The organism is Okeania sp. KiyG1, from assembly GCF_014132355.1.
Taxonomy (GTDB): domain Bacteria; phylum Cyanobacteriota; class Cyanobacteriia; order Cyanobacteriales; family Microcoleaceae; genus Okeania.
In genome coordinates this window covers 1-19,001 of the sequence record NZ_BLZO01000165.1, presented here as the reverse complement: position 1 = coordinate 19,001, position 19,001 = coordinate 1, and the positions used below count along the sequence as shown (strand labels likewise).

14 protein-coding genes and 1 pseudogene are annotated in these 19,001 nt (G+C 37.4%); 8 read left to right on the top strand and 7 right to left on the bottom strand.

Annotated elements, in window-relative coordinates:
* Window positions 1-433: UbiA family prenyltransferase (locus SAGCYANO_RS36725; protein WP_202224549.1), on the bottom strand; the 433-nt coding region annotated here is incomplete at its 3' end.
* A 220-nt stretch (window positions 434-653) separates the two neighbouring features.
* Window positions 654-1,746: pseudogene (locus SAGCYANO_RS36720) on the bottom strand (ArsA family ATPase).
* A gap of 564 nt (window positions 1,747-2,310) precedes the next feature.
* Here SAGCYANO_RS36720 and SAGCYANO_RS36715 point away from each other — a divergent pair.
* The 4 genes from SAGCYANO_RS36715 to SAGCYANO_RS36695 all read left to right on the top strand — a co-directional run bounded on the left by SAGCYANO_RS36715 (window position 2,311) and on the right by SAGCYANO_RS36695 (window position 6,909).
* Complete coding sequence (locus SAGCYANO_RS36715) at window positions 2,311-3,948, top strand: aminotransferase class V-fold PLP-dependent enzyme (RefSeq protein WP_202224548.1); 1,638 nt, start codon at window positions 2,311-2,313, stop codon at window positions 3,946-3,948.
* Between the two features lie 925 nt (window positions 3,949-4,873).
* Window positions 4,874-6,208: a hypothetical protein gene (locus SAGCYANO_RS36705; protein WP_202224546.1), complete on the top strand. Its 1,335-nt coding sequence runs from the start codon at window positions 4,874-4,876 to the stop codon at window positions 6,206-6,208.
* 258 nt (window positions 6,209-6,466) lie between these two features.
* Entirely contained in the window at window positions 6,467-6,628 is a 162-nt protein-coding gene (locus SAGCYANO_RS36700) for a zinc ribbon domain-containing protein (protein ID WP_202224545.1), read from the top strand.
* A gap of 23 nt (window positions 6,629-6,651) precedes the next feature.
* Window positions 6,652-6,909, top strand: coding sequence for a hypothetical protein (locus SAGCYANO_RS36695; protein ID WP_202224544.1), 258 nt, complete (start codon window positions 6,652-6,654; stop codon window positions 6,907-6,909).
* Window positions 6,910-7,069: 160 nt separating this feature from the next.
* Here SAGCYANO_RS36695 and SAGCYANO_RS36690 read toward each other — a convergent pair whose 3' ends face one another.
* Together SAGCYANO_RS36690 and SAGCYANO_RS36685 are read right to left on the bottom strand one after the other, a co-directional pair.
* Window positions 7,070-7,534: a hypothetical protein gene (locus tag SAGCYANO_RS36690; RefSeq protein ID WP_202224543.1), complete on the bottom strand. Its 465-nt coding sequence runs from the start codon at window positions 7,532-7,534 to the stop codon at window positions 7,070-7,072.
* Between the two features lie 735 nt (window positions 7,535-8,269).
* A complete protein-coding gene (locus SAGCYANO_RS36685; protein ID WP_202224542.1) occupies window positions 8,270-9,442 on the bottom strand; it encodes a hypothetical protein in 1,173 nt (390 codons plus the stop codon).
* Between the two features lie 1,462 nt (window positions 9,443-10,904).
* Here SAGCYANO_RS36685 and SAGCYANO_RS36680 point away from each other — a divergent pair.
* Window positions 10,905-11,318: an MAPEG family protein gene (locus SAGCYANO_RS36680; protein WP_202224550.1), complete on the top strand. Its 414-nt coding sequence runs from the start codon at window positions 10,905-10,907 to the stop codon at window positions 11,316-11,318.
* A 294-nt stretch (window positions 11,319-11,612) separates the two neighbouring features.
* Window positions 11,613-11,780: a hypothetical protein gene (locus SAGCYANO_RS36675; RefSeq protein WP_202224541.1), complete on the top strand. Its 168-nt coding sequence runs from the start codon at window positions 11,613-11,615 to the stop codon at window positions 11,778-11,780.
* A gap of 82 nt (window positions 11,781-11,862) precedes the next feature.
* Here the strand turns inward: SAGCYANO_RS36675 and tsaB are convergent, their stop codons facing one another.
* The 3 genes from tsaB to SAGCYANO_RS36660 all read right to left on the bottom strand — a co-directional run bounded on the left by tsaB (window position 11,863) and on the right by SAGCYANO_RS36660 (window position 15,518).
* Window positions 11,863-12,498 (bottom strand): tRNA (adenosine(37)-N6)-threonylcarbamoyltransferase complex dimerization subunit type 1 TsaB, encoded by a 636-nt coding sequence (gene tsaB, locus SAGCYANO_RS36670; protein WP_202224540.1) that lies wholly within the window; start codon window positions 12,496-12,498, stop codon window positions 11,863-11,865.
* 564 nt (window positions 12,499-13,062) lie between these two features.
* On the bottom strand, window positions 13,063-14,811 hold the full coding sequence (locus SAGCYANO_RS36665; protein ID WP_202224539.1) for a serine/threonine-protein kinase: 1,749 nt from the start codon (window positions 14,809-14,811) through the stop codon (window positions 13,063-13,065).
* A gap of 458 nt (window positions 14,812-15,269) precedes the next feature.
* The gene (locus SAGCYANO_RS36660) at window positions 15,270-15,518 is read right to left on the bottom strand and encodes a Ycf34 family protein (RefSeq protein ID WP_124144887.1); all 249 of its coding nucleotides are present in this window, start codon (window positions 15,516-15,518) and stop codon (window positions 15,270-15,272) included.
* A 118-nt stretch (window positions 15,519-15,636) separates the two neighbouring features.
* Here SAGCYANO_RS36660 and SAGCYANO_RS36655 point away from each other — a divergent pair, with 118 nt between their 5' ends.
* Window positions 15,637-16,905, top strand: coding sequence for a CCA tRNA nucleotidyltransferase (locus SAGCYANO_RS36655; protein WP_202224538.1), 1,269 nt, complete (start codon window positions 15,637-15,639; stop codon window positions 16,903-16,905).
* 345 nt (window positions 16,906-17,250) lie between these two features.
* On the top strand, window positions 17,251-18,969 hold the full coding sequence (locus tag SAGCYANO_RS36645) for a hypothetical protein (protein WP_202224536.1): 1,719 nt from the start codon (window positions 17,251-17,253) through the stop codon (window positions 18,967-18,969).
* Window positions 18,970-19,001: the final 32 nt, after the last annotated feature.

Genomic DNA, 19,001 nt, shown 5'->3' with positions numbered 1-19,001 from the left:
GAAAATCGTGATCTGCCCACAAATCTAGAAGATATGATATACCGAGTCCTGATAGTAACAAAACTAGAATTTGAGTCACAACTTGAGGAATAGAAATTGCACCTGAAGGAATCGGTCTATAAGGTTCATTAATAGCGTCTATTTCTTTGTCATAAAAATCATTTAAAGTTTGCGTATAACCCGCCATCAAAGGTCCTGCTATTAACATACAAGTAGCAGATTGTAATACACTTTCTAGATTCCAACCGTAGTTTCCTGAAGATGCAGCTCCACAAACTACTCCCCATATTAACGGAATCCAGGTTATGGGTTTCATTAATTGCAGGCGGATTTTCCAAATATTAGTTTCTCCGCTTGCTGCACCTTTCATTCCTAATAATTGTCTGGTTTTAGCAGTACTATTTTCTTCTATTTTTGTTTCTTGATTAGTCATTTTTAGTTAGATTCTTGTGATGAGTAAAAGTTATCTATCTACTAAATTTCAAAAAGTTTTGTGAGCAGTTTTTCAGCCTACTTTTTTTAAATTACAACAGTTTTTCTTTTAGTAGACCATTGTAGAGACTTCCATTGAGTCAATCCATTCCGTTTTCTAGGAGAGGTAATTATTAATTATTAATTATTAATTATTAATTGTTGAATCCCTACTCCCTATCTTAAAAAGAAATAATCAAATAATCATTTTGGAACTTTGCACCAGTAACAGGTTTTCCACTTAGAGGTGGAGGAAGGAAAATATTTCTTCTCTGGTCTCCCGCTTCAATAGTTACTTCTGGCCCATTAGTAGTAAGTCCAATTTGTTTTTATCAAAACTAGGCAAAAATAAACTTACTTGACTTTTTTAATATCTATGATTATAGGTTTAGGAGCCTTAACTGCTTGACTAAAATCTGGCAGAGCATCCATTAGAGGTTGCCAATCTTCAGTAGAACTACGGGGAATCGGAGTTACCGATAGTGGTGCAAACTCATCAGTAACATTATCCGCTAAATCCGCTTGATTGAGAATTACTCCCCCTACAGTAAGATTAACTTGTTGGGCACTTCCCCATAAATATTTTGCTGTGGCGATCGCTACCTTATCATCTGTAGTAACCAAAAATGCCGCTACCTGATTTGGATCTGCTATGGCCGCTTTAGCATTATCCAAGAGTTCATTTGCTTTTTGGAGAGGTTGAGAAAAGTTATCACCTGTCCAGTCAACATTGAGAATAGCGCTACTAACAGGTTGAACAAACGGAGACATAGCTTTGTATAGGTCTGAGTCGAGAATTACTTGACGAAAGCGGCGAATATACCAACTCATAGTTTCCGCAGACCCCAAAAGTCGTAGGGTCTCTTTATCTCCCGTGCCATCGTAAATAATTAGATCATATTCCCCACTAGCACTATATCCCCGCATAACATTAATAGTCAGAATTCCTTCTACTCCTGGTAATACTCCTAGTTCTTGACCATATACCTTTTTAAAGAAGGGTGTACGGATATATTCAGCTTCTAGTTTTTTCAGTTCTTCCCAACCACTTTCTAGTAAACTTGCTGCCTGAATATTGACTGCTTTGAGATTCGAGTCTATTTCTGTAGGTTCTGGACTAATATTAGCACCTAATAACAAAGATAATGTTGGAGTTGGTTCTTGTCCTACAAATAAAACTCGTTTACCAAGGCTAGCGTATTTTTTTGCAGTGGCAAATGCGATAGTAGTTCGACCCGTGCCACCTTTTCCCAAAAATGTATAAGTAATGGTCATTTTAGTTATCAGTTGTCAGTTATTAATTATTAATTCTCAGTATAATCAACGTTGTACATAAATAATAATATACTCATATTTCTAGCTAAAGTCAGAACCTTAAAATAAATACTTTTGTAAATATCTACTTGACTCAGTTAATGATACTATATTACTATTATTATATAGTTAATTAGCTAAACTTAGTATCTATATAAATTTAGCTGATTTCCCAGGTCTATAAAACCTATTTGAGCTATTAAAAAAAAAGATCCAGGGCTATGGGAAGATAGGGAAATAGGAGTATTATTCTACCTTTTTTCCTATGCTCAAGGTAAACAAACACAGGGGGAGAACATCACCTCTGTCAAAACTGAAGTCAGTTTTTTGGCATTGCTGAAATGTAATGGTAAGTAGCTGAAAGTAAAATAGAAAAACTTATGTTTTACGTTGATACTTAATATAAAAATCACTACTATTTCGCAACGCAAGTTTTTTTCCTGACTGAAGAATCCCGCGTTGCGCTTACAAGGGCAACGTCAGGAGTATGTCAATAAAATCAAAATTAACTGGAGATAATTAGCTATGAACGATTTCTCGCGTCGTGATTTCATGGGTGGTATGTTAGGAATTAGCAGTATTTTAGGACTTAGCGAAACAACTATTGCGGATCTGGTTGTTCAGTCTGAACCGCTAAAGAAACCAACTGAATATGACCTATCCAATGCTACGCCAGCGCTGAAAAGAATTATACAGCAAATTACAGAGTGGAACCAGGAAGGTCAGAAATTTAAAGACGACCAACTAGAAGCTAATAACGACGCACAGTGGAACAAGCTGCTTCTAAATTATTTTGATCGAAATAAATGTACAAGTATTTCTGTTAATTCTGCCAACCTGTGTCCGTCCTTGAAACAAGTTAACCAGATGGTGCATCTGGTTGAGCAAATGCTGGATGAGGATATTTCATTTCCCATGCGTGGAGATCTGGCTAAAGCGAGCCTGGGGTATGGACTGGGTTACATTAAAAACTGGATAGGGAATAATTCAGAGTGTACCCCAGAGAGCCTGATTGCGCTTACCCGCAATACTACCGAAGGCAACAATTTCATCAACAATGGTCTTGTGACTTCCGGATTTTTTAACCCCCAAGAAGACAACATTGTCGTATGGGACGTTAATCACCCCACTAATTATGATGCGTGGCTTTATCGTCAAGCTACTCAGAAATGGCCAAAGAAATGCATTAAAAAACTACAAACAAAAATGTTTTCGCAAACGCTCAACACAGGTGAAAAACAAATGGGTATGATTCCATCAGATCCACAGAGCGAAAACGATATCATTGATGCACTTAAGTATCTATTAGATGATAAAACAAAGATAGTCTCCTTATCTTGGCAGTCAAATGAATGCGGAATGCTTTTGCCAATGAAGCGTATCGTGGAGGTAGTAAGGTTATTTAATAAAGATATCCATATCCATGCAGACAGCGCCCAAACATTTGGTGTGCTAGACCTTAAATTGGGTAAAGAAATTGATGTGGATAGTATTGCAGGCAGTTTTCATAAATGGCCTTGCGGGCCTAAAATGGTTGGACTTCTTTACATGAAAAATGCAAAGGCCGCTAAAAATTTCATACCAAGTATCTGGGGTTATGATGAATACATTAAAACCCCTAAGGATTATGGGTACGATCCTGAAGAGGGGAAAATTGACCCGAGTGCCAAGCGCTTTTCTTACCTAGGTCAACAAAATGATGCCACCTTGGTTTCTACATGGATCGCTGCTCTATTTCATACCGGGTTTTTCCATCCCAATGTATCGCCTGCCAAAATTGAGGCGCGTATACGTTATCTAGGCGATCAAGCAAAAGAAGCACTTTATAAAAATTTGCCGAGGATCTTTCCTGAATTTTCCCCAGAAACAGCCTACCAATATATTGCGACACCAACCACCAATAAGCAATTCCGTACTTCCGTTTTCCTGTTCAAAGTACCAGATGGCATCCAGGCAGGGGATGTTATGACCCATGTTTATGAAAAGTATAAATTCGCGATCGCCAACCTGGCAGTTAAAGGCAACGACTTGTTGCGAATTTCTCCTACAATTAGCAACACATCTTGCGATGTGCATAATGTAGTTGATTATATTGTTGACGTCATCCGAGAAATGCAAAAAGGAAATTTGCCAAAGAAAAATCATCGACGTTCATATTCATAGGGCTTGTAACTGTTTGGCATAATAATCATCATGGTAAAATCTGTAATTATTGTGTCAAACAAATATATTCAAGATAGGAGCAGCAGCAGAATTATTTATCTCAACGTTGGTCCTTGACCCGCGCTCTCCCGTAGGGGAGCGTCGTATGGGAAAACCAATCAATCCTGCGGTTTTACAGATAAGCATTAAAATGCAAGTGTTACTTAACCAAAAACCAAGGTTAAGACTACTATCGCTTTTTAATCAAGTCGCCGAGGGGCACTGGTCGATTATTTATCGGACACGGAGAAAGCGTTAGACTGGCAAGCCAGCATTTTCCAGTGAGGTGTCAACCCGCCCTGAGTCATTTGTTCAGCTTAGTCTGTTTGAATGATGGATGGGAATCCCGCGCTGCAAGTGCACCTTAAGCGTCGGGAGGATGTCAAGATATCATTTTGCCACTTAATGCATAAAGTGTGCTTATAGATATCTCAAGAGAATTGCTTGGTTCAGCCAGCAATACCTAACGAATCGTCTCAGCGGACAGGTAGACGATATCTGGAGCCGATGAAAATATCATGAGAAACAAACAACATTACGGTGAACAACAAACAGCATTCTAATATCTCCTATAGCCCTAAGCAGGAACCCTAGGACAAGCAAGTCCCCAAGGGAGCTGACGTAATCAGGAGCAGAGCTACGCCCATATCTACTCTATGCAGTCCCTAGATATGAAGCTCGTGGATAAATTCATACAGGAGGTGAAGGAAGTCTGCGACAACAAAGGTTGGAAGGCGGCATTCCCTGAGCAAAAAGAAAACACCATCGACCATCTTCCGAACCCTGGTCCGTGGAAGAATTTCTAAGGACTAACCAGTAGCACCCGAAGTGGGCGAGCAATCCTCCAAAACTCCAAGAATCAAATACATTACAAGGTAAATCAAAAATGAGCAACAAGAAGACAAACCTAGTCAAGAGTATCCCGGCCAACCTAGTGAAGACTAAAATCCTAGAGCTCAACGTCAAGTCTTACGCAGGATTCGCGCCTAGAGAAGATAAAAAGCCCAAGAGCCACCTGTTCTACTGGTTCTTTGAGAGCCAGAAATGCATGGAGGGGGATAACCCGGCCAAATTCCCCCTTCTCATTTGGCTCAATGGCGGCCCGGGGGCTGCCTCCACCTTCGGCCTGTTCACCGAAAACGGCCCCTATCTGATGACCACTAAGGACGGGGGTACAGTGGCGGAAAACCCCAACGCCTGGAACAAAGAAACCCATATTATGTACATCGACAACCCGGTGGGGGCTGGCTATAGCTACAATGACGATCAAATTTACGCCAAAAGCGAGGAGGAAGTGTCCGAGCAATTCTACGAAGCCCTACAGGCGTTCTTTGAAGAGTACCCGGAGTACAGCAAATGCGACCTGTACATGACGGGCGAAAGCTACGCGGGCAAGTATATCCCAGCCATCTGCAAGAAGATCCTCGAGAAGAACCAGGATGGGTGCACGGACAATCAAAAGATCGAGATCAAGCTCAAGGGCATGTCCATCGGCAACCCTTGGATGTACCCATTGCTCCAGACGGAGTACCGCATTGAGTGCGCTTTCATGTTGGGCTTTCTGGATACCAAGCAGTACGGTAATCTGAGCAAACAATTGAAGGAACTCAAAAAACGGCTCGAAGAGAAGAAGTACAAGAAAGCCTTCGAACTGAACCAAAAAATCAAGGATGAGATCATCTCTTGTGGCGGTGGTGTGGCTATCTATGATGCCAGGACCTGGGAAAACATTGACCCTCTGAGCCCTCTTTTGATAGAGTACATGAAGGACGAGGACGTTAAGAAGGCAATCCACGTTAGTGGCAAGCCGTGGCATCTGAACGACGAGACGGGGCCGGTCACTGAAGCCCTCATACAGGACTTCGTCTCCCCCAGCATCTACATCGTGAAACATTTGTTGGATAGCGGGCTGCGCGTATTGCTCTACACCGGGAACATGGACATGTCCTGTGGCTTCCGGGGTCTAGAGAATATCCTGCAGGAGCTGGACTGGAATAACTGGAAGAGTTTGGAACGGTTCGTCTGGGCTGAGCCTCGGGATGTGACCAAGGGGTTCATCAAGTCCTCCAAGAATGACAAGTCTGAACTGATCCAGATTGTGGTGCCCGGCTCAGGCCATATGGTGCCTAGCTGCCAGCCGGAGGTCAGTCTGGAGATGGTCTACAACTTCGTGTTCAAACGCGACTTCCCCAATTACAAACCGAAATTGGATGATTGTTAGTGTTCTTTCTTTGTAATAAGTCTCTGTGGGCAGTTTGAAAGGAGCGGGTTTGACTCTAATAAACCCAATCCCTGTCAAAGAAAGACGCATTTCTGTTGGTAAAACTTAATGATCAAACAACCGCGATCGCCGTTTATACTTGGAAAGATTGGGGAGAGCTTGAATACAAGTGTCAATAGTACGGCTGTGAATTAGTAGCAGTAGACAGATTTTTTCCATCTTCGCTTGACTTGCTCTAGTTGTGGTCATGTACAGGATATGTCTTTAAACATCAGAACTTATGATTGCCCAGAATGTGGTCTATCAATAGACCGAGACTTGAATGCTTCAATTAACCTAAGAAATGCGGTCGGCTTGACCGTTGTTGCCTTTGGACGGAGTGCTGCCGACAGTTCCGGTGGTTTGCGTAGCATTCCGTAGGAAAGCAGGAAGTAAACATTAAAATGTCACTAATTATGCGGTGCGACCCCGCGTCGGCGCAAGACGCAAGCGGTCAGACCCCGCGTCGCCGTCGCTTGCGGAATGCTGACCAAGAGAGGGAACGCGCACCAACAGAGACGTTTTATATCGGTTTTATGAAGCAGAAGGAAGTAGTACCAATATCCAGAATGCAAAAATGCGACCAACTGGTGGCAGCGAAACTCGCCCCAAAAACATCTACGTCAATTGGATTATCAAAGCTAAGAATGTTAGTCCTGTAAGTGATGTAGTGATTTAGGTTCTTTGGAAGGGAATAGGGAACACTTAACTGGGAACAGAAAAGCCCCTAAATTCGAGATTTCATGCATAATAATCGCACTTGTCTCTAGTTGACCTTTGATCCAAGTATCACTACTTGTACACCACTACCAGGATGTGTAGCTAATTCTGAAGTGGGGAAATAGAGCGATCGCTATAGTGGGGGAATGACATATAGTGGGCGAATGCCATATAGTGGGCGAATGCCATATAGTGGGCGAATGCCATATAGTGGGCGAATGCCATATAGTGGGCGAATGCCATATAGTGGGCGAATGCCATATAGTGGGCGAATGCCATATAGTGGGCGAATGCCATATAGTGGGCGAATGCCATATAGTGGGCGAATGCCATATAGTGGGCGAATGCCATATAGTGGGCGAATGCCATATAGTGGGCGAATGACATATAGTGGGCGAATGCCATATAGTGGGCGAATGCCATATAGTGGGCGAATGCCATATAGTGGGCGAATGCCATATAGTGGGCGAATGCCATATAGTGGGCGAATGCCATATAGTGGGCGAATGCCATATAGTGGGCGAATGCCATATAGTGGGCGAATGCCATATAGTGGGCGAATGCCATTCGCCCCTACTTCTGACACCTAATTCTGAGGTGAAGAAATAGGGCGATCGCTCTCTCTGACTGGGAGGGCGATCGCTAATTAGATTATTAAAGCTAAGAATGTGGACTAATTCTGAAGTGAAGAAATAGAGCGATCGCTCCCCCCTCTTATTCCCCAGGGCTGTTTCAAAGTATTGTAGATTAATGATGAGCGGGAGAACGGAATATGAGATGATTGTAGAACAGTGAAATTTACCAAAATTTGCCGATTTTGAGCGCCAATAAGCGTCCCTTTTGCTCTGACTAAAATGGTGAAAAGTCAACTTTTAATCATAAATTAAAAGCCTCCATCCCCGTGTCTCCGTGTCACCGCGTCCCTCTTTCCAAGGGGGGTTGGGGGGATTGTAGCGTGGGGTTTTACTCACAATTTTAGTTTAGACGAGCTACTACTATAACTTTAAACCTACATTCCGCACATCAAAATGTAGTATCTCAGACTAGCCATTGAAAGCTTTGCCTGATAATAACTATGAGCTTTATAAGTAAAAATACACAGTACACAAGCTATTAATAATTATTATTAATAATGGAGGCTGTAATCTATCTTCTTCGTTAAAAATAGTCTTGTAGTATGCTTGTGGTGCGGAATGTGGGTTGAAATATTGCCAGGAGGCGGAATAAATCATTAAAAGCAGCATAGATTTATCCCTCCTAAGTTGGTACTAAAAGCAACATTAAGAGTTTCCATTGACTTGACTAACCACCAAACTTTACCAGTGGTAGCTCCTTGATAATGATTAAACAGAATAGAGAATTTTTTTCTAAATAAGGTTTAGCTTGGTGACAAAATAGTACAATCTTCAATAACATACCGATCGCTACTGTAGCCCCAAGATTATTAATCAGGTCATAAAAAATAAAATGTTTTGGTTGTTCAAGACTCTCAACAACTAGAAAATCTAACATTTTTTTGCAAGTACCTAAAATTAGAGAATCGTTGGGTTTTTGAGTATTATTATCAGACCAAGTATTTTGTAATTTATGATATAATTTGCGATTAAATTGACGTTTACTATAACCATAGTCAATTGTATCAGTTAAGTATTCATATAGCCCATCTTTAAAAGTAAGATAAGAACAAGTTAAATAGCAAAAAGTTTTAAATTGTTGAGCTTGGTCTCGTAATGTTTGGCTACCATCAACTTTTTTTGTAAAATACTTAACTGCTTCATTCAATTCTTCGTCTCTTATTAAAGTAGGATTTTCAACAGAATTGCTTTTTCTGGGCAATTTTTGATAAGTGATATATTTAGACAAATCTATTTCATATTTTTGCTGTTTTTTTTGTCTAATCTTTTGAATTTCTTGTTGCTCTTCATCGGTACTCTCATCATTGAGAAAACAATGTTCATATAGATATGGATATCGATCGATTAATTTTTCTAACTTCCGGTCTACAATTTTTGTATTTTCTTGAGTTTCCCTGATAAACATCTTAGCCAAACGTTGTAAGGCAATATATTTTTCAGTCTCAGTAAAACTACGAATTAAAGTGCGTACACGTTTAGAAGTCCAACAAGGGGGCAGGCCATTTGGCTTTAACTGGAATAAATCTACTAACTCTGGAATTGATTTTTGCAGTTGTGGGTTTTGTAACCAACGGTTAATTAATATATAGCAACTTCTATTGAGGATATTATGGAATTCTTCTTCATCAGGATCGGCATCAATAATTGTTTCGATTGTCTGCCATATTTCGGGGATAAAATACTCAGAAGCATCAATAAATAGAGTCCTAAAATTACCAATTGACTCTTCGGGGTCTTGTTGACAAGCTAAATCTTGTAAATGCTGATAAAGTTGCTGTTCTTGTTTGGCATATTTACTATTATTATTATTTGATAAAGAGTTTAAATTAGAATTTGACATTCTTAAAAATCCCCTCTGAAATTAATTATAAGTTTATTTAATTTGTTCTTCAATAAAGTTGATTTTTGCGATAATTATATATGGCTTCGTAGAATAGATATTTCAATAATAATTAAATTGCTATTTTGAACGTATTTATTAGACAAAGATTGTTGAGATTATGATAGTAAAATGATCTAAGATAAAAATATGCTTGATGTCTGTATTTACCTAAAAAATATATATTTGATGAATTAGGTAAAATTTGAAATACAGATTAAATTTTGTAATACTCGCTCTGGTAGATTGCTTTCCCCTGTTACAATCTTAGTACTATATATAACTAATCTTTATCAGCTAAATTAAGTATAAAAATCAAATGAGGCCATAACTATTAATCCTACTATGGAATTACTTGACTTTATGTGAAGATTTGATGAAGAACCCAAGAATTCAGTAGATTTTTTGATTATTAGTTGACTCAGATGCTGTAGATGCAGAACCTTTTAGTTAAGTGTGAATATAGATAATTTGTAATCAAATCATTATCACTAATACCATTTATGAGAAGTAGTAGTCTGGCAAAAGTAGTAATATTGGTCGGTACAAAATTTTTATTGTCAGGAAGTAGACTTTAGCAGAAGGAAGGACTAAAGTTGGAAAAATACGGCGTTGTCTGAGCTTTAAGCTTTTGATATGTTTAATGCATTAATGGCAATTGCTATACAGCAAAGTTCAGTAAAGTCCAGTTATTATCGCAACTATCATTACTACTCTTGACTTATAGCAGAAGGAAGAAAGAAAGAAAGAAAGAAGAAGAAAGGACCGAAGTTGGAAAAGTCTTACTTTGTCTGAGTTTTAAACTTTGGGAATTACCGAATAATTAAGGTTTAAAGCCTATCCTTTAAAGGAGAAACAATGAATTAATTTCCCTTTTGCGTCAATCCTCTCTTTGAAAAGAAGAGTTCATTAATTGATAATTGATAATGGATAATTGATAATTACCTCGGGTTTTAACCGCTACGGAATTGAATATAAGGAAATAGTATTAATGGATAATGGATAGTGGATAATGGATAATGAAAGAATTATCGCGCCTCTCTAACTCTTTAATTATCAATTATCAATTGTCAATTATCCATTGGTAAAGGGAGGCTTCAAGGCGCGAATTATTTAATTATTAATTATAAAGAATTAATAATTCGGTAACAATTAATAATTAATAATTAATTGTTAAACAATTCCTTTCCTTGGACTGCTATATGTAATATCTATTTGTGTAGCACTCCGCAACAGAAACAACAGAATATCAATAATCAACCTTATTTATTCTCTCCTCAATAACTAATCACCTTCTTTCTTCTTATCTCTATTATACTATTCAGAATAAAATGGTAATTATAACCTACTTGTCAAAAATAAACATCAAAACTATTATGTGAATAAAGTTCCCTCAATTAATAATCTTTCAACAGCGATCGCTATGCTAGAAACACAAAGAATTCTGTGGCCGAGTTTAATAACAGTTGTATCTTTATTCATGTATTTTGTTGTGACTATTAATGTTGGTAGAGCTAGAGCAAAATACAACATTGCGCCTCCTCAAATGACTGGAGATCCAAATTTTGAACGAGTATTAAGAGTACAACAAAATACTGTAGAACAAATAATTTTATTTTTACCGTCTTTGTGGCTTTTTTCTCTGTTTATTAGCCCATTATGGGGTGCTGGTATTGGCACGGTTTGGGTGGTGGGACGAATTTTATTTGCTTGGGGTTATTATCAGGCGGCAGAGAAGCGAGCTTTAGGTTTTGGTATTAGTTCTTTAGCTATTATAGCTTTATTGATAGGTGCTTTAGTAGGAATTTTACTACCTTTGTGGAAAACTATTTCATAGCTTTGAATAAGGAGACAGGAGACAACCCACCCCTAACCCCTCCCAACCCACCCCTAACCCCTCCTGGGAGGGGAGGGGAAGACAGGAGACAGGAGAGAAATTACTTATGGATAGTCAACGACCTGCCGCTCCGCGTCTACGCTCCCCCAAGTAATTTTGAACACGACCGTTGACGGTGGGGTATTAAACCCATAAAGAAAATGATAATTAAGTTGATAGTGTTCAACAATGAATAAGTAAAGATAGTATCTATCTATTGTAAAATTTTTTCATAGATATATTGAGGTGAAAGTAATGTCTGAAAAACCAGTGTTTAATATTAATCAAAAACTTTTCAAACAACTGAATGATTGGCAAGAAAAAATGGAGGAGAAGGAAAATGCAACAACAGAAATAGAGGCAAACAATGAGGCGAATCGCAAAAAGCAAAAAAACGATGATACGCAGAAAGAAAAGGAGTAAGTAGTATTAGAGCAATCCCTATCAATGAGAGGCAATAATTAATTATTAATTATTAATTATTAATTATTAATTGTTGAACCCCCTACTTCCCCGCTTCAAGAACGGGATGTTGTCCATAAAAAGGTAATGCTTCAGACCAATGCGATCGCTTTCCTTTTTGCCATTCTAAATGAGCTAATTCTAACAGATTTAAAACAGATTCTCCTAAGCCATTTTCTACCTTAATTAACTGATATGAATTTTGCCAGTTTTTCAAAGTTTCTTCCCATACTTCTGGAGTCATTAATGTATCTTCTAAAATAGAATTTATACCCATTTTTTCAAGTTGATAAATAGCTGTAAATAACTGATTTCTTTGAGCTGGCATTTGTAGGGATAAATGCTGATTTTTATTTTTATTTGACCAAGCTACTGCTGCTAAAGTTGAAATTGCAAATAGCGGAATATTTAACTGTTGAGCTAAAGTTCTAGCAGTTACTATACCTATACGAGTACCAGTAAAACTTCCTGGTCCTTTAGCAACAGCAATAAAGCTTAAATCCTGCCAATCTTGAGGTGATAAAAACTCCTGCAATTTCTGATGTAAATGAGTAGATAAGTCTCGCCCTAAATTCCAAGTTTGCCAGCGAATATCTTCAGCAAAATCAGTAATAGCTAAACCTAATTCTGGACTACTTGTATGAATTCCTAAACCGTATTTTTTCTCTGTATTTGTCATTTTTTTGAAGGAAGAAGGAAGTTCATTAATGGATAATTGATAATGGATAATTGATAATTACCTCGGGTTTTAACCGTTACGGAATTGAATATAAGGAAATATTATTTCTTTTTTTCCTCTTAAAAGAGGAGGCTTTAAACCAAAATTATTAATTATTAATTATTCGGTAAGCATTCCGCAGGAAATGCTTACGAAGGAAGAAGGAAGATTAACTTTATTTTTGGCTAAAATCAATTGTTATACCAGGGGTGTTAATGAAGTCAGAAGTTAGAAGTCAGAAGTTATTTTTGTAACGGTGATTTGAGCAAGACTCCAAAAATATTTCGCTTTAAACCCACATTCCCCACTTCAATTTGTCACATGAAAATTAGTATAAAATCCATAGCTGGCTTAAGTATTTATACTATATAAATTATCTTCATTTACCTTTATCAGGAGCCAAATTCTCAGTTAAATATTAAGAATAAATAGTTACTGAATTGTTGACTACTATTGACCACTATAAATTTCCTTCTAACTTTTAACTTTTAACTTTTGACTTTTGACTTTTGACTTCTACCTTCTTCAAATTTCCTCTCTAGCATAAAATATCGGTAAAGCTACAAATAAGCAACCTAAAAGCAACCCAAAAATATCAGAAATCCAAAAATATCCCCCGAAAAAACCCACAATTAAAAATAATGTTGCCACAGTAGAAAATAAATTATTAGTCGCTAACTTATTCTGTTTTATAACCAGACGTTTAACTATAATAAAAACCGATGCAATTATCACAGCCATTATCGGATGCCAAATAATTATCCGATAACCAAAAATAAACCAAGCAAAAGCAAACATCAAAATATCTAACCAAAATTCTTTTTCCTTAAATCTAGCCAACCAAAAATTCTGAGTTCCTAACTGCGAGAACTTCACAAAATGCTCATTTTTTTGTAATCTCAAAACTTGATTTTTCCACCTAGCTTTACGATCCATTCTCAATATTTGTTGCCACTCTGGCACAGTTTTACCCTGAAGCTTACCTAATAATTTAACTTTATCTATATTTTGCAATCTTAAATCAGTTAACTTCGTAGAAATGGTCTTTAAAATTTGAGCATAATTAGCCTTTTTTCCTGGATTTCTACTAATAACAACAGTCAAAGTTTTTTTGACACGACTCACCTGAACTTTAACCGACTCATTAGCCAAAACTTCCTGTAACTCCAGTCTAATTTCTGCTTGCTCAGTCAACTTTTTCGGCACTGCTGAAGAAGCAGAAAAATAAACATTTTCCATATAATTAGACCGAGGTTTAAGATGTCTAATAACAGCAGTAGCAGAATGATAACGCCGATTTGTCGCACCTTCCAACATCTTGTCTAAAATTAGACCGAGTTCTTTACTAACAGGCGTTTTTAAATAATCTCGCCATACCCACTTACTGTTTCTACTATCAAAAAAATCAAAAGGTGAAACTTGAGTCAAAAGATGAATACAAGTAATACCCAAACTATAAAGATCGCTAGCAAAAATAGCCTTACCCATAAGTTGTTCGGGAGCGGTATAAGCAGCACTACCAATAATAGTACCAGTTTTAGGTAAACCTTTTTTTTCTACTAACTTTGCAGCACCAAAATCTACCAAAACCAGTTGACCAGTAGTGCGACGAATAATATTTTCTGGCTTAATATCTCGATGAATAACTTTCGACTTATGTACAAACTGTAATACTGGCAATAAGTCATTTAATAGTTCCCGAATTTTAGCTTCAGTAAAGACACCTTTTTCTGCCAATTCTTGAGCGAGATTTTTGCCTTCAATATATTCTTGAACTAGATATTGTTGTCCATCCTTTTGAAAATAAGTCAACAGTTTGGGTATTTGAGAATGAATACCTAGAGTTTTTAACTGTTGTGCTTCTTGCTGGAATAATTCTGAAGCTTTTTGAGTTTTTGTCTTTAGTTGAAGAGACTCATTACCAGAAATTGTTTCTGAAGATTGAAGATAATTTTGGTCATAATGGTAATAATTTGTATTCTGAGGAAGAAACTGTTTAATTACACAAACTTGTCGAATAGAATCTTTTTCATCTACTGCTAAAAAAGTTCTACCAAAACCACCTTGCCCAATTAATTTAAGAATACGGTAGCGAGACTGGTTAGCTATTTTGAGATTATTATCTGGTGAAGGAATAATTTTATTTGTTTCTATTTTTTCATCTTCATCACTTAGCGGAGGAATTAGTAACAATGGCGAGTTGCAACTCTGACAAAATTCAGCCTTGGTAGGATTTTGCGGATTTTTGCAGGTGGGAAAGTAGCAATAACTCATTAGATTAGAATAGATAAATAAAGATTTTTATTATTGATTTGATGATATTTTAATTCCCAAGAAGCATGAGGTACAAAATTCGTAATTTTTAGGGAGTAGGTAGGGACGTTGCATGCAACGTCCGTACAGAGTAGTAATTCGGTAAACAGGGAATAAACGCTATATTTTTCTTTCAGTTATAAAATAGAGCAAATTAATAACTCTTCTTTTTCCTCAAGAAGTAGGAGATAAAGTTATAGCAGGGTACGCTGGTATATTTACAAATTGCAGGAACTCCCCTATAGCTCAAATCTAATATTATTAGCTTTTTCTTCCCCCTATTCCCTGTTGTCTACGCGTTTCTCTATATTCAGAAATAGTAGATAATTTGAGCGAACATAAAATCTCTTTTTCTGTGCTATCTCCTACTCCCACTCTATCTATAAATAAAGAAGGGGAAATCAAGAATTAGAATTACCTTAAGTAGGGATAAGTTCACCTGGTCTTAATTTTGCCCATTTGCCCATTTCTTCTTTAAAACTTTCACAACCAACAACATCCCACTCCATTTCAATTTCATTATTTTGAGGGCGAATGTTAACATTGATTGTAGGTTCAACCGGGTCAAAGTCTGGATTTTCTGTTAAATGAAGTTGTTCGTGCTGAGTTTCTACAGCATGATAGGTGACACACCGATCTACATAGTGGCAGTTAACACAAATACACATTTATCAGTACCTCTTTGATGCTCAACTCTAATATTAATTGATGCAATAATTGCCTATTTTAATGATTTGATGAATTTATATTCTAGCCCAAATTAATTTTATTTGATTTTCTTTAGTAATGTCGATAAATTCCCTGTCTGCTTTATCTCCGGAAAATTGGCCATTTGAACGTCAAATGTTGCCCCAACCTGTTTATTTGGTCGGTGGATCTGTGCGAGATGCTTTGCTGAAGCGCAAAAGTGATTATTTGGATTTAGATTTTATTATCCTCGACCAAGCAGTTAATATTGCCAGAAATATTGCGAAACAGTATCAAGCAGGGTTTGTGGTATTGGATGCCGAACGAAAAATTGCTAGGGTGGTATTTAAAGGGACTACAGTTGATTTTGCTGAAATTGAAGGTAATAGTCTGGAAGAAGACTTATGGCGACGAGATTTTACCATAAATGCGATCGCTTATAATCCTTTTAATGATGAGGTGATAGATTTATTTAATGCTCTGAAGGATTTGCAAGATGGTACGATTAGAATGGTAAAGTCTGCTAATCTCAGAGATGACCCTCTCCGACTATTACGCGCATATCGTCAAGCAGCACAGTTAGGTTTTGTTATTTCACCAGAAACTCAAACAGCTATTCGAGAATTTGCTCCTTTGCTGACCAATGTTGCAGCAGAAAGAGTGCAGACAGAATTAGGTTATTTATTGAGTCATCCTCAAGGTATGGTTTGGATAGAAAAAGCTTGGAAAGATGGTTTACTTTCTAATTATTTTTCTACTGCGGGAGAAAATTGGGAAATAGCAAAACAAGTAGATATAGCAGCAGAGGAGTTAGGAAAAAATTGGTCTCAGTTAAAGGATGAGTTAGCAAGAGGGGTGCGCGATACAGTAAAAACCTCTTTATTGGCGATCGCTAAATTAGCAATATTAGTTAATCCTACTCCAGAAAAAGCGGAAGTTGAGTTGATGGGGTTGAAGTATAGCAATGCAGAAATTAGAAGTACGATAGCAGTTATTAAAGGTTTAGCTAAACTGTCAGAAATAGAAATTTCTCAGATGTCTGTAAGACAACAATATTTCTTATTTCAAGAAATAGGAAAAAATTTTCCCGCTTTAGCAGTTTTAGCAGTGGCAAAAGGAATATTTATAACAGAAATTGATTGTTTAATTAAACGTTATATTAATCCAGAAGACCAAGTTGCTCACCCCACTCCTTTATTGAACGGAAATGATTTAATTACAGTCTTAAAATTACCCAAAAGTCCGATAATTGGTCAACTATTGACAGAAATTCAAATAGCACGAGCTGAAGAGAAGATTTTTACTAAAGCTGAAGCAATTCAATTAGCAGAAAAATTACACCGTAAGGGAGTAGGGAGTAGAGAGTAGAGAGTAGGAAAGAAAGAATATAGTTTTTCCCATCCTGAGTATTTTCTTCAATAAGTTTTAATTATTTGGACTATGAACTACTGTGCCACATTTACATGGAATCTGCTTTTATATCATGTCCGTATACTTAATATTATAGTTATATCATGTCCGTTTATATCGTTTGTGTAAACCCAAGGGTGAATATCTACAGGAAATAATGGTTTTTTTTCTTGCGAGGGTAGCCTTTCTTCCTCTTCCCTCTTCCCTCTTCCAACTTCGGTCTTCCCTCTTCCTTCTTCCTTACCTTTGCTATACAAGACCGATGCTACCGGACATGATATTAATTAATCAGAAAAAAAAACCATGGAAAATCAAATCAAAATCTACCTCAACTCCGGCAACTTTCAACAAGGCTTCCATCTAACTTTTCAACTAAATAACACCCCAAAAATTACCATAACCTTACCAGCAAGACCAAAAATTCCACACCTATATCAAAACTGGCAAAAACAATATACTTTCCTCATCCCTACCCCCAGAGCAGGATTCAAAAAAAACCAAGTTACTAATATTTCCAGCTCGGAATATTTCCATTATTATCAAGCACTATGCCAAGAAATAAATATCTGGTTCACACCAATAAAAACCCTAATTCCTCACACTGAAAAAACTACCCTTATTCTCAATACTCAAAATATTTCAGATAACCAAAGCAAAGAAATTTTACATAAACTACCTTGGGGAGAAATCTACCTTTCAGAAAATCAGAAAATTGAAACAATCTTAAGCTTTAATGAGGGCAAAACTACCCCAAATATTATCTCCGAAACTCCCAGACAAGTCAGAATATTAGGTATCTTGGGAGACAACACAAGTATCAAAATTTCCCAAGACAAAGACTTAATTCAAAAACTTAGAAGAAGAGGAGCTATACCTAAATTTTTACCCCAATCAAATCAAGAACTTAAACGACAAGACTTTGCCAAACTCTGGGATGAAACTTGGGATATAATCATCTTTTCCGGTCACAGTCAAACTTATCAACAACAAACTGGTATTATTCATCTCAATTCTCAAGAATATTTAGACTTCCAAGAAATTAGAAATACTCTCATAACAGCTAAACAACAAGGTTTACAATTAGCTATTTTTAACTCCTATGACGGTTTGGGTTTAGCTCAACAATTAGCAGATATTGGCATTACTATTATTATCTGGCGAGAAATTACCCCAGACCAAGTTGCTCCTCTATTTATTAAATATTTTTTGACTTATTTTACTGATAATAATTCTGTTTATACTGCTATGAAACAAGCTAGACAAAAATTACAAGAATTACATCCAGAAATTGAGGAAAAATTACCAGGAGTTACTCAATTACCAATAATAGTTCATCATGGCAAAGTTACACCTCCTACTTGGAGTCAACTACGGGGTAGAAGTGGGGGAAGAATAGGTGGTGCTGACTGGAATTTGGATAATTTACTGACTCGTCAAGAGTTGCGTAACCGGAAGAATTTATTGGAGGCGGTTAAATATGAGGTGGTGGCACGTTTGAGTCAGTCTTTGCATAATCAAATGGAAGTGTTAATTAATGTTCCGAAACAGTTTCAACCTCAACAGGTAAAACGTATTTGGGATGTGAGTGTGAAAATAGGCGATCGCCCGACTCTGAAATTATCTCGTGATGCGGATATTATTGATGTGTTTGATGACTCTGTGGTTGGGGGTCGGTTGTTAATATTGGGTGCTCCTGGGTCTGGGAAGACGACGACGTTGTTGGAGTTGGGTCAGGAGTTGGTGATTCGTGCTCAGATGGATGTGGAGTTGGGGATACCTGTGTTTTTCAATTTGTCTTCTTGGAGGGATGATAAACAGTCTATTGAGGAATGGTTGGTGGAGGAGTTGCGCTGGAAGTATGGGGTGAGTCGGGATATTGGTAAGAGGTTAGTGGAGGGTAAGCAGTTGTTACCGATGTTGGATGGTTTGGATGAGTTGGAGTCGTCTCGACAGGGTTTGTGTGTGGAGGCGATAAATAGGTTTTTGTCGGGGAGTGTCGTCCTGGGTTTTGGTGGTTTGTAGTCGGTTGGAGGAATATGAGTGTGTTGGGGGTG

What these genes read in the sequence shown, in the direction of transcription:
- tsaB (WP_202224540.1), bottom strand. Translation starts at nt 12,498, where the DNA reads ATGACAAATACAGAGAAAAAATACGGTTTAGGAATTCATACAAGTAGT.
- SAGCYANO_RS36660 (WP_124144887.1), bottom strand. Translation starts at nt 15,518, where the DNA reads ATGTGTATTTGTGTTAACTGCCACTATGTAGATCGGTGTGTCACCTAT.
- SAGCYANO_RS36715 (WP_202224548.1), top strand. Translation starts at nt 2,311, where the DNA reads ATGAACGATTTCTCGCGTCGTGATTTCATGGGTGGTATGTTAGGAATT.
- SAGCYANO_RS36695 (WP_202224544.1), top strand. Translation starts at nt 6,652, where the DNA reads ATGTCACTAATTATGCGGTGCGACCCCGCGTCGGCGCAAGACGCAAGC.
- SAGCYANO_RS36680 (WP_202224550.1), top strand. Translation starts at nt 10,905, where the DNA reads ATGCTAGAAACACAAAGAATTCTGTGGCCGAGTTTAATAACAGTTGTA.
- SAGCYANO_RS36685 (WP_202224542.1), bottom strand. Translation starts at nt 9,442, where the DNA reads ATGTCAAATTCTAATTTAAACTCTTTATCAAATAATAATAATAGTAAA.
- SAGCYANO_RS36655 (WP_202224538.1), top strand. Translation starts at nt 15,637, where the DNA reads ATGTCGATAAATTCCCTGTCTGCTTTATCTCCGGAAAATTGGCCATTT.
- SAGCYANO_RS36665 (WP_202224539.1), bottom strand. Translation starts at nt 14,811, where the DNA reads ATGAGTTATTGCTACTTTCCCACCTGCAAAAATCCGCAAAATCCTACC.
- SAGCYANO_RS36705 (WP_202224546.1), top strand. Translation starts at nt 4,874, where the DNA reads ATGAGCAACAAGAAGACAAACCTAGTCAAGAGTATCCCGGCCAACCTA.
- SAGCYANO_RS36690 (WP_202224543.1), bottom strand. Translation starts at nt 7,534, where the DNA reads ATGGCATTCGCCCACTATATGGCATTCGCCCACTATATGGCATTCGCC.
- SAGCYANO_RS36645 (WP_202224536.1), top strand. Translation starts at nt 17,251, where the DNA reads ATGGAAAATCAAATCAAAATCTACCTCAACTCCGGCAACTTTCAACAA.
- SAGCYANO_RS36675 (WP_202224541.1), top strand. Translation starts at nt 11,613, where the DNA reads ATGTCTGAAAAACCAGTGTTTAATATTAATCAAAAACTTTTCAAACAA.
- SAGCYANO_RS36700 (WP_202224545.1), top strand. Translation starts at nt 6,467, where the DNA reads ATGTCTTTAAACATCAGAACTTATGATTGCCCAGAATGTGGTCTATCA.